The sequence below is a fragment of the Anaerobacillus sp. ABA4_114 genome (assembly GCF_056159065.1).
The window spans coordinates 242,088-254,578 of record NZ_JBSWUM010000002.1 but is presented as its reverse complement, the minus strand read 5'-3'; the positions used below and the strand labels follow the sequence as shown (position 1 = coordinate 254,578).

Below are 12,491 nucleotides of genomic sequence, written 5' to 3'. Positions count from 1 at the left end.
ACATTGGAATAATGTTACATATTTAATTATACACCAAACATAAGATGATAGGGAGCGGAATAAGGGGTTGCCGTTTATAAAACGACAACCCCTTTAAAGGATATAAATAATTAGTTTAGACTAATCCACATCTAATATGGTTGTAACTAGTTCAAACTCTGTTGATGGGTCATTCGTTTTCCATTCACCTAAACCTAAATAACCCAATGGATTACAAATGATATTCTTGCCTCGATAAACCACATTACCGTATCTTTTATGTGTGTGCCCAAAGACTAATGTCTTAATATTAGGGTACAGATCAACCAGTTCCCCAATACCTTCACCACCCATGTATGCATTAGAAAAATTCCAATCAGTATTGGAGGATGAAACCGTTAAAAAGTCAAAATACGGTACGAAATGAGTTAATAATATAACTTGTTTATCTTTGTGTTGATCAAGAATAGAGGTAACGCCATCTAGTTCTCTTTCTAAAAATGAAGGATCATCTAATGACCATCTAGCGTAAGAACCATCACGTATTTTCTTCTTCTTCTTAGCTTTGAATTGATAATTAGGTATAGTTTTTGGTCCGAAAGAATAATCATACCATCCCATAAACCCAATCAAAATAGTATTTTCTGTTAGTCTAACAGGCGAATTTATTAAACATGACGGATGTTTTAGCAACTCATTATATGCATCATCGCTACTTTGGTTTATATCTACCCAGATATCGTGATTACCAGTGATAAAAGAAACCGGAACCCCTGTTTCTTTTTCAATAAGGTCAACAACGTTCATCGTTGTTACAGCGCTACCTGATAAGTCACCCGCGAATGCAATACGATCCACGTTTTTAGTTTTAACAAATTTAATAAACTCTCTCACCATATCTCGATCGAGATCACTATTTAAGTCGAAGTGAGGATCCGAGCACACCATTACTTTCATACCGTTCCCCCATATTCAATTCTTGGAATTAAGTTGTATCCTATCCACTAATTCATCCATCTATCAATCAATAAGAGTTAAGCTTTCTCAATTAACACAAATCCATTCATCCTAATATCATCATAATAGAACCCGTTATATTCTTCCAATATATGCATGACCTCTGGTGCAATTTCTTCCTTTACTATACCAGTACCCATGACGTAGATATCTTGAGCCTTAGATTCGGCATTACTCAATTAACAATGACCTCCTGTATAAATAGCTATTTCTCGGTGTCTTGCACAGCAAGACTTTCACAATGATTACAGACAACATATTCTCTGTTGTTGATTCTAACTACTGCGCTTTTGATTTTGTCATCACAAAGTTCACACCACTCATCGTGTTTAGCCATTTTCACACCTCATATCGTTTTGCATGATTTTCTTATATGATGACCTTACTTAATTATAATTTTCTTCCCGATAAAGCTTGCTAGCAAAAGTACAAGACCTTTATTTGCAGGAGTGTATAAACCTTGAATGCCATGTCCGACCGTTTTTACATAACCATCTTCACTAAGGGTCAATTCCATGACAAACGTAGACATGTCCGTATTTATTTCATCGACATCCTGGTCATCTCCACCAAAAACTAAATCAGCTTCATCACGATCAATAAATTCTATCGTCTTCCCGCCACCCTCAAGCTCTTTAATGTTTGTCTCCAGAGCACCGAATACAGGCAAAGCACTTTTAATCATGATCTTGAAAGCCTCAAACTCAACTACTTTTTCCTCGAAAAAATCTTCTTTAACGGCTTCGAAAAACTCTGTTCTATTCATTCTAATCACCCTTCAGTTAAGTTACTTCATACAAAGTTATATAGAGTACGTTATCATCACTAATGTTTGGAAATGTTATGAATCTGTCTATTGTACTCACTAATCCTAAACAGCTCTTGATTACAGTTATTACAGCAAACAACAAAATCAACTTCATAACCGTTATTTAGTGGTTTTCCAGTTGTGTTAGCCATAACAATTTCTTTGTGTTCACATACCATACTTCCACGCACCTAATTTAGTATAGTCGGCACTCAAGGTGATATTAAAGCTAAGGACCATGTGGGACAGCCTTCATGATCCTTTACCTTCACCAATACGCCATTACATCCATTCGATTTCTTCGTTCTCACAAGTATCGCAGTATATCTTATTAAGAGAGAAATCGTAAGTAACGCTACCACCACAATCTTCACAATAATCCAATGAAAACCATGAACCACGTTTAACGTTGTGTGGTTTCTCTTCCATATACTCACCCTCTCTATCCATAAGACACAGTCAAACCTAATTCCATAGCAACAACTGACCACATTCTTCACAAGATCTAGGTTTATCCCAAGACCTCGAAATTGACTGCTCACAGTTAGGGCACCTGATGAATCTAGGTGAGTACCCCATGCTATGATAAACCACTATATCAATGACTGCTGTTGGCTCATTTTTATTCAATGCGTTACCTCCAAACGTTCAAGCATCACGTTTCGTAATACTATAAAACATTTGTTTTTTTATTTATTCAATTCATTGTTCTATTATAATATGAAAAAACAATTTAATTCAATGGAGGAAATATTATGTATAGACAATGGCGAACTCGATATAAAGAACATCAATATTCTCGGAATTTGGTAAAGCATTTCTTTAAGAAATTCACCAAAGAAACGACGTTCCTTACAGGCAGTGGGAAGATAAATAAAATTGTGGATGTAGATAAAAAGAACATCTACATTGAGACGGAGAAAAGCCACAAACCCTTTGCTATTCCTATGTCCAAAATCAAAAGTAGCGCTTCATATTTCTTTTATAGAAGAACAGTTATCCGAAAAGACCTTGAGCAAATCTACAAATTTAACTCAGCGTTATTAGGACTACTAGCGATTATCTTTGACGGGATGGCTAAAGTATTGAGTAATGAGAGAGGGAAACTTCGCTTAACTCTTAAAGGGTGTCAATTTTACTTCAGTGGGCTAGAAAAAGCTGCTAGTTATGATTGGAACGCGTTATACCGTAATAAGGTAAACACGATCCTCATGTCATATTTCTACTTGCGCGATATGGAGAACGGAAAGTGGAAAGAGCGAGTTCGTAACGCTGGTATGAGATTACTGGTAGATTGCGGATTCTTTACGGTTATGAACAAACAAGAAGAAATTTGGAATCTCTTAAGAAAATGGGAGAAAGACATCGAAAAGCACGGATTCGATTCTTTCTCAAAAACAGAAAAACACATGAAATACGAAATAAGGTTAAAAAAGCTAATTGATTACAAACCTTTAAATGTTTATGAGTATGCTGCGTTTATTAATAGGAACAAGGAGTTCATCTATGCTTACTTCAACCTTGACGCTTTCTGCCCAAAGGAAACTGCAGAAAACTATCGGATCCTTGAACAGGAGACAGGAATGAAACCTATTCCGGTTTGGCACTGTAACACCCAAGACCCTACGTTAAGTGATTGGAACGCCTTAGCAACATTAGTTGAAGAAGGTCATGATGTAATAGCTCTCGGAGCAACAGTGAAAATGAGAAATGAGGACAAAAAACGCAGTTTGTTCCAAGAGGTCTTCAAAAGACACCCTCTACAAAATTTCCATTGGCTTGGTGGAGCAAGCCATCTAATGCTCGAATTCGATTTCTTCTCAGCAGATAGCCAAGCCTGGACGAATGGGAGGAAATTAAACAAAGAGGGAGCAAGTCAAATTTATACAATGCAAGGACCGAATCAAGCAACAGAGAGAACCAAAGAAGGTACTGATCTTGAACGCCTGGACTACAATGTGAAGATGCTTTCAAGTGTCCATAAGCCAGACTTTAACAACCATACACGCGACTTATTCAAAGGAAAGTGGTATTCCTACTATAAAAATGTTTTGTTAGGCGGGAGTATGTTAGAAGCAAACGATGAGAACAGCAATAGTGAGAATTCTACTCAGATATCCTTATTTAGCGAGAATAAAGCAAATTTAGAACACCAGCTATCATTGTTCACTAACCAAGAATCGCTAACTGCATAACTACGAAAAGAGAATAGATATTATATTTTCAAGAAGACTGCATCATCAACAGTCTTCTTTTTATATTCAGTTAAATAAGGTGAAGGATTTATTCTATGGAATGGTATATAGAAAGGGTGTGATAAAAATGGACAAAAAATGGACGAAAAATAACGAACAAGCAGACAAAATGATCAAAACGAGTCCTATAAAAGTAAAAGATTCTACCGTTCCCAACGATATAAACCGAACAAAGGAAGATAGAATCTTAAACGCCAAGAAGATTTTACGCTCTAGAAAAGGGCAAGGTTAGCGGTTATAAGACAACCCGTTGTTTCCTTTGTTATGATTTATGTTAAGGAGTGATTTAAATGGATAAAGAAAGACACGAGTTATTAATTTCAGAGGTTATGAATACGGATTTTTCATCAGTAGAACAGCGATTTTCTAATCTTGGTTGGAAAGAATACATGAACTTAGATGGTGGGGAAAAGCTCAGTCTTATCGCCTGGTTAACAAAGAAAGAGCTTCAAGGGGAACTTACATTGAGAGGATATATAGAAAATATAGAATCAAATGAAAGGAAATATACGATCTCTCTAAGTAGGGGAGAGGAGACACGTTATTTCAAACGTTGCAAAGAAGCTGGAGAATTTTTAGGCGTTTCAGCTCTGAAGATTTGTAGAAACAAGAACAGAGATGTGCTTGGTTGGCGTGTGACAGAATGTAATGTTGTTGAGGTATACAACCCATTTTCTAAAGAGATCAGAGAAAGAAGAGACCTAGATACCGACAAGGTCATTGAATAGATTCATAGAAACGTAACTCCTAAAAAACATCTTTTTCCAATTATTATTAAGTGATAAAATGGAGCTAGCACATGCTACACATCTACTTAATAAGGGAAAGTACAGCAAAAATACTAGCACTTTTTTCTTTTAGAGCATCTGACACTAACACTTCGGACTACAACAGCAGCATTGATATTAAAAACTACAGACGGGAGGGCACATATTGAAATCTGCCACAGATGAGGAACGTGAATACTACAGCCAGCATTATTTTTATCATTTTAGCAAAGACGAGGAGCGGGATGGAGTAAGGGCGTATAACCATCTCGGAATTGAGATGAGTCCAGATGAGGCGCTCAACCTAGCAAAAGATTTGTTAAAGTATTATGGCTCTTTTGATGAAGAAGAACAAAACGAACTTGCAATCAAGAAAATTGAAGATGAAATTAATAAGGAATTAACATGGTATGGAAGTCCGTACTATTATAAAGAATTTAACCGTAACAAGCGGAACTGGTCGTTTAAATGTTTTCGTTGTGAACAGAAGGTATCGAGTAAAGAAGATGACGGATATTATTTATTCACTGTGGGATTACTCACCCAGACCCTTACGAATCGACGAACATGCTCTAGAGAATGTGCAGAAGATCTCGTAGATGAGGTTCTAGCGAAAGTAAGAGAAGAGAGATACGCAGACCACGGAATTGAACAAAAATAGCAACCACTTGGAATGCCTTTTAAATACCCAGGATATACATTGATTCACACTCACAATCCAAAGAGGGGATTATTAAATAGGTCTCTTTATAACATAATTCACATTCCTTAAGAAGCAAACACAACAAAAATATTATTCATTTAGGAGACAGCGATGACCGGTTCTTTAATAATTGATTTATTAATTGCCTTTGTCATTGGGTTTATTGTCAAAGATTTCTTACCAAGCTATGCAAAGCATAAAGGGAAAAACCTTGCTACTCTTCAAGATATCAAGAGAATTACTGAGAAAGAGGAAGAAGTTAGAACAACTTTTAAAGAAGCAATAGAAGAATTGAAGCACCAACAAAACAAGCTGATGAAAAATTACGAACTCTTCACTGTCAAGAAACATGCTATTTACCCTGAGTTGTATAAATTAGTTGTTTCGAGCATTACTACGGTAAAGGATTTAAAAGATACCAAGTTGACGACCAACTTTTATAGGCGAAATACCTCAGATGTTTTGCTTTTTATGGAAAAAAACAACTTCACAGAGCAAGACAAGGAAGAGGTAAGACAAAAGTGGGACAAAGAAAAGGAAAGTTGTTGGAGTATGTTGCAATTGAGAACGAAAACGATGAGGTTCGATGAAGCAAAAACCCTTTTAAAAGAAGCCAATAACTACTTCCTACTAAACCGACTATTCTTGTCCGAAGAAATTAGTTCATTGGCAAAAGACGCTTTAAATCTCGCTTCAGAACTATTGGAGGATTTTACACGCCATGAACTAGATAAAGAGCACGACGAATCTGAGTTAATAAGAACATTAGATACCTTGCAAAAAGAACTATTCACTAAAATGAGAGATGAATTATTAGATGAAGCGCTCAGTAACAGTAAATAATGTTTAAAAATTCAACGCGGAGGGGGATTTTCATGGGTTTAGGCTTTAAGAAGAGTATGAAAATAGCACCTGGAATAAAGGTAAATGTGGGGAAGAAGGGGGTTGGTATGTCCTTTGGAGGAAAAGGGATGCGCCATACCATTCATTCTAGCGGGAGAAGGACTTCAACTGTAGGAATCCCAGGCTCTGGTATTTCCTACTCCACTAGTTCTTCAGGTAAGAAGTACAAGACTTCTAGTCATCAGTCTCTAGCGCAGCTCCGCGCTCAAGAAAGAGAAATTAAAAAACTAGAAGCACTAGAACAAGCAAAGTTCGAAGTGGATATGTTCGAAACAAAATGCGAAGCAATTAAATCGATTCATAAAGAATGCGATGAGGCAGTAAATTGGCAAGAGATCCAAGTCAGCTTACCACCATTTGAAGGCGCTGTAGGACCTGAAGAATCAAAGGCACAGGACACCTTTAACAATTACAAACCTTCCTTCTTTGACAAGTTGATGAAAAAGGAAGAGAAGAAACGTACTGATTTGCGAACTAAGATAATAGAAGCCAAAAGGGAAGATGAATCCGCATATGAGTCTTGGAAAGAGCTTGTTAATACAGCTAATAAAGTTCTCCAGGGTGACATCGATACGTATTTTGAGGTTATTCAAGAGATGGATCCACTAGGCGATCTTACTGATTTTGGTAGTGGATTTGAATTCTCAACGACCGATCACGAATATATAGAAGTTAACTTTGACGTGCATTCAGACAGTGTCGTTCCACAAGAGGAAAAGAAACTAACGAAGACTGGTAAACTATCCACCAAACAAATGCCTAAATCACGCTATTATGAGCTAACTCAAGATTACGTCTGTAGTTGTGCCCTTAGAATTGCCCAAGATTTATTCGCACTCTTGCCTATAAACAGAGTCGTAGTTCACGCTCTTGATGAAAACTTAAACTCCCAGACTGGTCTCTTTCAAAAAGACGTAGTTTTATCAGTTGTTATCGATAGAGAACAACTAGACCAAATAAATTTAGACCTAATTGATTGTTCAGACTCGATGGATAATTTCAACCACAACATGAGTTTCAAAAAGACTAAAGGTTTCTCTCCTGTTGAAAAAATCACAGTAAGCGAACCGTTATAAGAAACGAAATACTGCGCTCAAGGCTCAGTCTTTTTCAACTCTTCTCAACTTTTCTTTTTGTGGCATCACAGAAACAGCAGCGGTATACTTAGATACGAATGAAAAGATAAGGAGTTGGCTAAAATGTCAGGTTTCACTAAACTAAATTCAAGATTCGGCACCATAGAATTCCCAGTCACGATGGAAGAGATGGATAAAATCTTATTGGAGTTTCCCAAAACAGAAAGGCAATTCTATCTAATTGCTCTAAAAGCACTTAAGAAAGAACTTAAAAAAGAAGAGAAGATGTATTCTTTCATGCCAGCTGCTCCAAAACTTACTAAGAACGGATTCTTAGTAATGGGAGAAGAAAAACTATTCCTAGTCCTAATGAAGAATAGCATCTTCCCAGGAGCGGACATCGAGTCAATAAAATATAAAGACATCAAAGAAGTTGATTTTGATATTATCCCAGCTCCAGCTTTTGTGGATAGTGGCGTCGTCAACTTAACTGTGAAGAAAGGGTTCGGAACTAAACAAAGGACATTCCGAAGCATACCAGAGGAAAACTTAGATAGCTTTGTCACTCGACTAAGAAACATGCTCTCTAATTAATCCAACGAAGCCATCAGTCGTTTAATAGTTAAACGACATTCTAAATAAGAGGGATCTCATTTTGAGGTCCCTCTTATTTTTGTAACTTAGGTGCAGCGCTCATACAAGTTGAAAGAATAATCATATGGGTTCTTCTCATTCTTAATCCCTTTTTCACTTGATATTAGCTTCCACTCATCGTGTGAAAAATCAGGGAAATACGTATCACCTTCAAAGCTATGATCTATTTTCGTAATGTATAAGCGATCAGCTTCAGAAAACAATTGGTCAAATACCTCTGAACCTCCAATTACGAAAACCTCTTCACCCTCTTTGCTAGCCATATCCCTTATGCTCTGAACGTTATTTATGATTTCGCACCCATCAGACTCATAAGAAGGATCTCTCGTCAAAATAATATTCTTTCGATAAGGCAATGGTCGCCCAATCGACTCATGCGTTTTTCTTCCCATGACAATAGAATGCTCCTTAGTTGTACGCTTAAAGAAAGCTAGATCCTCAGGAAGGTGCCAAGGGAGTTGATTCCCCTTACCAATCACTCTGTTCCTATCCATTGCTACGATAAATGAAATCATTAGCTCACTCCTAATTATTAGATACCTCATTTTAAATAATGAGAAGGGTAATTTACAATGTGTTTATAGGCTTTTTTCCCTAAGATTAGGTTAGCGAATAATGGGAATTTCCTCATTTCCTCTCTATAATTAAAGAATCTACTATGAATTTGTGACTACAGATATTAAAGGAGACACTGGCAATGGAAATTAGAAAGCTTGTAGACGATTTGGTAAATGAGATTTATCAAATAATAGAGACAAAAGAACTTAGCTCGTACACTCAGCAAGAACTTGTAGACTTAGGCGATTCCTTGCAGAGTGGTGCAGTAGATATTAACTATGCACTCTTCGCAGATAACAAGGAAGTAAGGGAAGTAGTAAGGGCAGCATTCTCAAATGCAAACCTCATTCAAATCCAAATCCTCAAATAAACTATCGAGCTTAAAAGGTCAATCAAGAAATTTGGTTGACTTTTGCTATTACTTTTATATAACAATTAAAATTTTGAGATGAGGTGATAGTATGAGCAAGAATAAAAAGTTTAAAACGTTCGTTATGCCCCTGTCATTTAGTTTTATGTTATTAGCGGCACCTACGCTCTCTAATGCAGAAAACAGTAATGACAGCAACCTGGAACATTCATTAGAAAGCGTTGATCATGAGGGTTCGGTAAAATCATATGATGAGAGCACTAGCCAAAAAAACCTTCAAGAAGGCTCAGTAGAAGAGGGCAATACCGAACATGAAGAACAAGAAAGTAGTGAAGAGAGACATGAGAAAGAACATCATAATGAAAGTTATCATGTTAATAATGAAATAGAGGAAGAGGAGAAAGAACATAAGAAAGAGGAAGAATACAATGGCAACCATCAAGAAGATATTGAGAATGAGATTGAAATAGAAAACGAAGAAGTTGAAGAGATCGAGGAAGAAATAAAAAAATATGAAGAAGAACAAAGAGAAAAGTATGAAGAGGAAACAGAAGCAGTAAAAGAGGATGAGAAGAAATCATCAAACATAGAATCTTATAAGAATGAAAGAACTGAAAGAGCTAATGAAATTAGGAATAAGCTTATAGCTAAGCAACAAGAGTTTAAAGAGAAGAAGGAAGAACTCAAACTAAAGAAAGAGAAAATAGTAAAGGAACACCGTGAAAAACTAAAAGAAGCAGCAAGTAAATTAAATATTGATATTAAGAACTTATCAAACAAAGAAGCTAGAGAGACAATTAAATATCAATTGGAAGAGAAGAGAAGAAAACTAAACGATTAGAAAGAGTTTCTTCGAAATTCAATATCGATATTTCTGGTCTTTCTCATGAAGATGCAAAAGCTGAAATTCGCCAAACGATCCTAAAGAAAAAAGATGAAAGACTATCTGAACTAGGCGATAAACTCGGTATTAAACTGCAAAATCTCTCTACCGATGAAAAAAGAACCGCTATTAAAGAGGCGATAGAGGAACGCAAGCAAAAGAAAATTAGTGACATATCAGAAAGGTTAGGCGTGAATATTGATGGTATGAAGACCGAGGAAGCAATCTCTTACATAAAGAAAACACTTAAAGAAAAAGAAAGCCAGCTATCTGATATGGATGCGCCTGGAGAGGATAAATGATGAAGAAAAAACTGTTTCTTTCAATACTGCTCTCTTTGGCTCTGGTAGCTTGCTCTAGTGAAGATGGAGAACAAAAAGATAAGAAGACTCTTGAATCGGAACAGACTGTTGAAAAAACGGAGTTAACATCCATTAAAGAAAATATCGATGAAATTGATACTATAGAGCAGGAGTTAAATCATCTAGACGAAATAGATGAAGACCTAAAAGAGATTGATAAGATAGAAAAGGAGCTAAAAGAGTTAGAAGAACTTGAAGCTTCTATCGATTAACAATAAAACAGAGTTTTTTACACTCTGTTTTTTTGCTTATAAGCTTCAAATGAAGTATTAATATTTTCCCTAAAATACAGAATTACTTATAAGATAAAGATAAGAAAACAACTAATTACATAAAAAGGATGATGGAATTGATCGTTTATCATGGTTCAAAATCACTGTTTGAATTGTTCGATCTGGACAAAATAGGAACTAATGGAACAAGTGAGGGGAAAGGATTTTACTTTACGGATAACCAAAAAATAGCTCAAGGCTATGGACAAAAAGGTTACCTGTACACCATAGAATTTAATCATCATAAACCATTAGGGTATGATACAAAAACTATTACCAAACCAATGTTCAAAGCATACTTAAAAGCACTAGATAAAGAGACCGAATACTTATCCAATTGGGGTGATGTGAATTATGAAGGATATGAAAATGTACTAGATCGAGCAGTCGACGCAGAATTTGATGGTAGTGACAATGATGTGGATTTAATAGCTGGTGTTTGCAATGCGAGCGGGAGTATAGAAAAATCACTAACTACCCTTTATGAAACACTTGGATACGATAGCATTATTATGGAACCCGAGTGGGGAGGGCAGCAACTATATATTGCATTAACAAATGACATTCTAAAAATAATTAAAGTAGAAAAGATGGATTAAGCTAACAAAGAATTTAGAAGCTCAAATAAATTAAAATAAAAAGGATGATAATTTATGACTAACAAAACAATGAAATTTCTAGAAAATTTTCATAACCGCGAGGAAGACGTAGAGTTTATTATCAAAAGAGAAAAAGAAACACTTAAAGAAGGCGATATGTATTCTATTAGAGAATGGATGGAAGAAGAAATTTTTAATATGACCGGTCTTTCTGTTTCCTTACAAGAATCATTTGACCTTGTTGAGTATCCTGAAGGTCGATATTTTGCGTACCTGCATAGTGATACGCTAGCAGAAAGTAACGATGAAGACGGCAAGAAAATAGAAGAGCTTGGCTTGTCTGAAAGTGATGAAGATTGTACTAAAGCAATAAAAGAACTTTTAGATATCACGATTCATATTAAAGGAATTGAGCGTGAAGAAACAGCAAGTAAATAAGACATTAACTCAAAAAACCTTCAGTTTACTAACTGAAGGTTTTTCATTATCTTAACAGATTCATAATGTAGTTTTGATCTTGAAAAAAGAACGTTTGTTCGATATTATGAAGTTAAGTTAGGTTATCAAGTAGAAGGAAGGTTGAATGATCACAATGGAAGATAAATTGCCTATATTGCACGAAACGATTGCAGAGGCTATGGAATTTGCCTCGCTAGTACATCTCCAATACTCTAAGAGCGGTCAAAACTTAGATGTCACAGGATTAATCCATTACTGGGATAACCAAACACACCATTTAAGAATTGTTGACCAGAATGAGAATTTACATCGTATAGAGATAAATAGAATTTCAGATATACGTATCAGCACTAACATATAGTTAATGGTGCTTTTGTTTCTCGTTATCACTCTACTATGCTAATTTCCGTTCTATGTTCCGATCAAGAAGTAGCTTCTGAAAACCGTCCATACTTTTTTAAGGCAAATCGTTTTTCGTAGTGCGATCCCACATACTTTTTGTATCCGAAGAAGTCATCAACTTCTCTAGCCCACATTTTATCGGTGTTATAGTCTTTTTCACTTTGATATATGACGTGAGGGAACACTGAATCAACAAAAGTGACGTTGTTAGACATAAATAGATCTAGGTCATGGGTGTTTTCATGGTACCTCGCTTTACCAATGTACGTGATATTGCTTGACTCTGAATTAGTCATCAGTCGCTTTGGTAAGGCGATACAATCAAATAAGTATTCTACACCTTTAAGGTGTGTGTAATAATCTCCGTTGTTCATAATTTGTTCTCCTTTGTTTAAGGCTCAAAATAACGTTATCGTTAACAACA

Annotated in this window: 19 protein-coding genes; 13 read left to right on the top strand and 6 right to left on the bottom strand. The window is 35.9% G+C overall.

Annotated elements, in window-relative coordinates; translation table 11 throughout:
* Window positions 1–120: 120 nt before the first annotated feature.
* The 4 genes from ACXAEY_RS22860 to ACXAEY_RS22845 all read right to left on the bottom strand — a co-directional run bounded on the left by ACXAEY_RS22860 (window position 121) and on the right by ACXAEY_RS22845 (window position 2,233).
* Window positions 121–936 carry a metallophosphoesterase gene (locus ACXAEY_RS22860; RefSeq protein WP_474815480.1) on the bottom strand — a complete coding sequence of 272 codons (816 nt, stop codon included), beginning with the start codon at window positions 934–936 and terminating at the stop codon, window positions 121–123.
* A 77-nt stretch (window positions 937–1,013) separates the two neighbouring features.
* Window positions 1,014–1,175 carry a hypothetical protein gene (locus ACXAEY_RS22855; RefSeq protein WP_474815478.1) on the bottom strand — a complete coding sequence of 54 codons (162 nt, stop codon included), beginning with the start codon at window positions 1,173–1,175 and terminating at the stop codon, window positions 1,014–1,016.
* Between the two features lie 203 nt (window positions 1,176–1,378).
* A complete protein-coding gene (locus tag ACXAEY_RS22850; protein WP_474815476.1) occupies window positions 1,379–1,762 on the bottom strand; it encodes a hypothetical protein in 384 nt (127 codons plus the stop codon).
* Between the two features lie 324 nt (window positions 1,763–2,086).
* On the bottom strand, window positions 2,087–2,233 hold the full coding sequence (locus ACXAEY_RS22845) for a hypothetical protein (protein WP_474815475.1): 147 nt from the start codon (window positions 2,231–2,233) through the stop codon (window positions 2,087–2,089).
* 326 nt (window positions 2,234–2,559) lie between these two features.
* On the opposite strand from ACXAEY_RS22845, the gene ACXAEY_RS22840 reads away from it, so the two are divergent.
* From ACXAEY_RS22840 to ACXAEY_RS22810, 7 genes are all read left to right on the top strand, one after another.
* Entirely contained in the window at window positions 2,560–3,999 is a 1,440-nt protein-coding gene (locus ACXAEY_RS22840; protein ID WP_474815473.1) for a hypothetical protein, read from the top strand.
* Window positions 4,000–4,126: 127 nt separating this feature from the next.
* A complete protein-coding gene (locus ACXAEY_RS22835; protein ID WP_474815471.1) occupies window positions 4,127–4,291 on the top strand; it encodes a hypothetical protein in 165 nt (54 codons plus the stop codon).
* Window positions 4,292–4,349: 58 nt separating this feature from the next.
* Window positions 4,350–4,787 carry a hypothetical protein gene (locus ACXAEY_RS22830; protein ID WP_474815469.1) on the top strand — a complete coding sequence of 146 codons (438 nt, stop codon included), beginning with the start codon at window positions 4,350–4,352 and terminating at the stop codon, window positions 4,785–4,787.
* A gap of 205 nt (window positions 4,788–4,992) precedes the next feature.
* Window positions 4,993–5,487 (top strand): hypothetical protein, encoded by a 495-nt coding sequence (locus ACXAEY_RS22825; RefSeq protein ID WP_474815467.1) that lies wholly within the window; start codon window positions 4,993–4,995, stop codon window positions 5,485–5,487.
* A 153-nt stretch (window positions 5,488–5,640) separates the two neighbouring features.
* Window positions 5,641–6,372, top strand: a complete 732-nt coding sequence (locus ACXAEY_RS22820) for a hypothetical protein (RefSeq protein WP_474815465.1) — start codon at window positions 5,641–5,643, stop codon at window positions 6,370–6,372.
* Between the two features lie 32 nt (window positions 6,373–6,404).
* Complete coding sequence (locus tag ACXAEY_RS22815; RefSeq protein WP_474815463.1) at window positions 6,405–7,508, top strand: DUF4236 domain-containing protein; 1,104 nt, start codon at window positions 6,405–6,407, stop codon at window positions 7,506–7,508.
* A gap of 123 nt (window positions 7,509–7,631) precedes the next feature.
* Entirely contained in the window at window positions 7,632–8,102 is a 471-nt protein-coding gene (locus ACXAEY_RS22810; RefSeq protein ID WP_474815461.1) for a PH domain-containing protein, read from the top strand.
* 86 nt (window positions 8,103–8,188) lie between these two features.
* On the opposite strand, the gene ACXAEY_RS22805 is transcribed toward ACXAEY_RS22810, so the two are convergent.
* Entirely contained in the window at window positions 8,189–8,677 is a 489-nt protein-coding gene (locus tag ACXAEY_RS22805) for a dihydrofolate reductase (protein ID WP_474815460.1), read from the bottom strand.
* Window positions 8,678–8,859: 182 nt separating this feature from the next.
* Here ACXAEY_RS22805 and ACXAEY_RS22800 point away from each other — a divergent pair, with 182 nt between their 5' ends.
* From ACXAEY_RS22800 to ACXAEY_RS22775, 6 genes are all read left to right on the top strand, one after another.
* The gene (locus ACXAEY_RS22800) at window positions 8,860–9,090 is read left to right on the top strand and encodes a hypothetical protein (RefSeq protein ID WP_474815458.1); all 231 of its coding nucleotides are present in this window, start codon (window positions 8,860–8,862) and stop codon (window positions 9,088–9,090) included.
* A 91-nt stretch (window positions 9,091–9,181) separates the two neighbouring features.
* Complete coding sequence (locus ACXAEY_RS22795) at window positions 9,182–9,931, top strand: hypothetical protein (protein WP_474815456.1); 750 nt, start codon at window positions 9,182–9,184, stop codon at window positions 9,929–9,931.
* A gap of 343 nt (window positions 9,932–10,274) precedes the next feature.
* Window positions 10,275–10,547, top strand: coding sequence for a hypothetical protein (locus ACXAEY_RS22790; protein WP_474815454.1), 273 nt, complete (start codon window positions 10,275–10,277; stop codon window positions 10,545–10,547).
* A gap of 137 nt (window positions 10,548–10,684) precedes the next feature.
* On the top strand, window positions 10,685–11,206 hold the full coding sequence (locus tag ACXAEY_RS22785; RefSeq protein ID WP_474815452.1) for an ADP-ribosyltransferase-containing protein: 522 nt from the start codon (window positions 10,685–10,687) through the stop codon (window positions 11,204–11,206).
* 54 nt (window positions 11,207–11,260) lie between these two features.
* Window positions 11,261–11,644, top strand: a complete 384-nt coding sequence (locus ACXAEY_RS22780; RefSeq protein ID WP_474815451.1) for a hypothetical protein — start codon at window positions 11,261–11,263, stop codon at window positions 11,642–11,644.
* Between the two features lie 145 nt (window positions 11,645–11,789).
* The gene (locus tag ACXAEY_RS22775) at window positions 11,790–12,026 is read left to right on the top strand and encodes a YolD-like family protein (protein WP_474815449.1); all 237 of its coding nucleotides are present in this window, start codon (window positions 11,790–11,792) and stop codon (window positions 12,024–12,026) included.
* Between the two features lie 61 nt (window positions 12,027–12,087).
* Here ACXAEY_RS22775 and ACXAEY_RS22770 read toward each other — a convergent pair whose 3' ends face one another.
* Window positions 12,088–12,441: a hypothetical protein gene (locus ACXAEY_RS22770; protein WP_474815447.1), complete on the bottom strand. Its 354-nt coding sequence runs from the start codon at window positions 12,439–12,441 to the stop codon at window positions 12,088–12,090.
* Window positions 12,442–12,491 lie beyond the last annotated feature (50 nt).

Coding starts and splice junctions, on each gene's coding strand:
- ACXAEY_RS22860 (WP_474815480.1), bottom strand. CDS start 936: ATGAAAGTAATGGTGTGCTCGGATCCTCACTTCGACTTAAATAGTGAT.
- ACXAEY_RS22850 (WP_474815476.1), bottom strand. CDS start 1,762: ATGAATAGAACAGAGTTTTTCGAAGCCGTTAAAGAAGATTTTTTCGAG.
- ACXAEY_RS22845 (WP_474815475.1), bottom strand. CDS start 2,233: ATGGAAGAGAAACCACACAACGTTAAACGTGGTTCATGGTTTTCATTG.
- ACXAEY_RS22840 (WP_474815473.1), top strand. CDS start 2,560: ATGTATAGACAATGGCGAACTCGATATAAAGAACATCAATATTCTCGG.
- ACXAEY_RS22835 (WP_474815471.1), top strand. CDS start 4,127: ATGGACAAAAAATGGACGAAAAATAACGAACAAGCAGACAAAATGATC.
- ACXAEY_RS22830 (WP_474815469.1), top strand. CDS start 4,350: ATGGATAAAGAAAGACACGAGTTATTAATTTCAGAGGTTATGAATACG.
- ACXAEY_RS22820 (WP_474815465.1), top strand. CDS start 5,641: ATGACCGGTTCTTTAATAATTGATTTATTAATTGCCTTTGTCATTGGG.
- ACXAEY_RS22815 (WP_474815463.1), top strand. CDS start 6,405: ATGGGTTTAGGCTTTAAGAAGAGTATGAAAATAGCACCTGGAATAAAG.
- ACXAEY_RS22810 (WP_474815461.1), top strand. CDS start 7,632: ATGTCAGGTTTCACTAAACTAAATTCAAGATTCGGCACCATAGAATTC.
- ACXAEY_RS22805 (WP_474815460.1), bottom strand. CDS start 8,677: ATGATTTCATTTATCGTAGCAATGGATAGGAACAGAGTGATTGGTAAG.
- ACXAEY_RS22800 (WP_474815458.1), top strand. CDS start 8,860: ATGGAAATTAGAAAGCTTGTAGACGATTTGGTAAATGAGATTTATCAA.
- ACXAEY_RS22795 (WP_474815456.1), top strand. CDS start 9,182: ATGAGCAAGAATAAAAAGTTTAAAACGTTCGTTATGCCCCTGTCATTT.
- ACXAEY_RS22790 (WP_474815454.1), top strand. CDS start 10,275: ATGAAGAAAAAACTGTTTCTTTCAATACTGCTCTCTTTGGCTCTGGTA.
- ACXAEY_RS22780 (WP_474815451.1), top strand. CDS start 11,261: ATGACTAACAAAACAATGAAATTTCTAGAAAATTTTCATAACCGCGAG.
- ACXAEY_RS22775 (WP_474815449.1), top strand. CDS start 11,790: ATGATCACAATGGAAGATAAATTGCCTATATTGCACGAAACGATTGCA.
- ACXAEY_RS22770 (WP_474815447.1), bottom strand. CDS start 12,441: ATGAACAACGGAGATTATTACACACACCTTAAAGGTGTAGAATACTTA.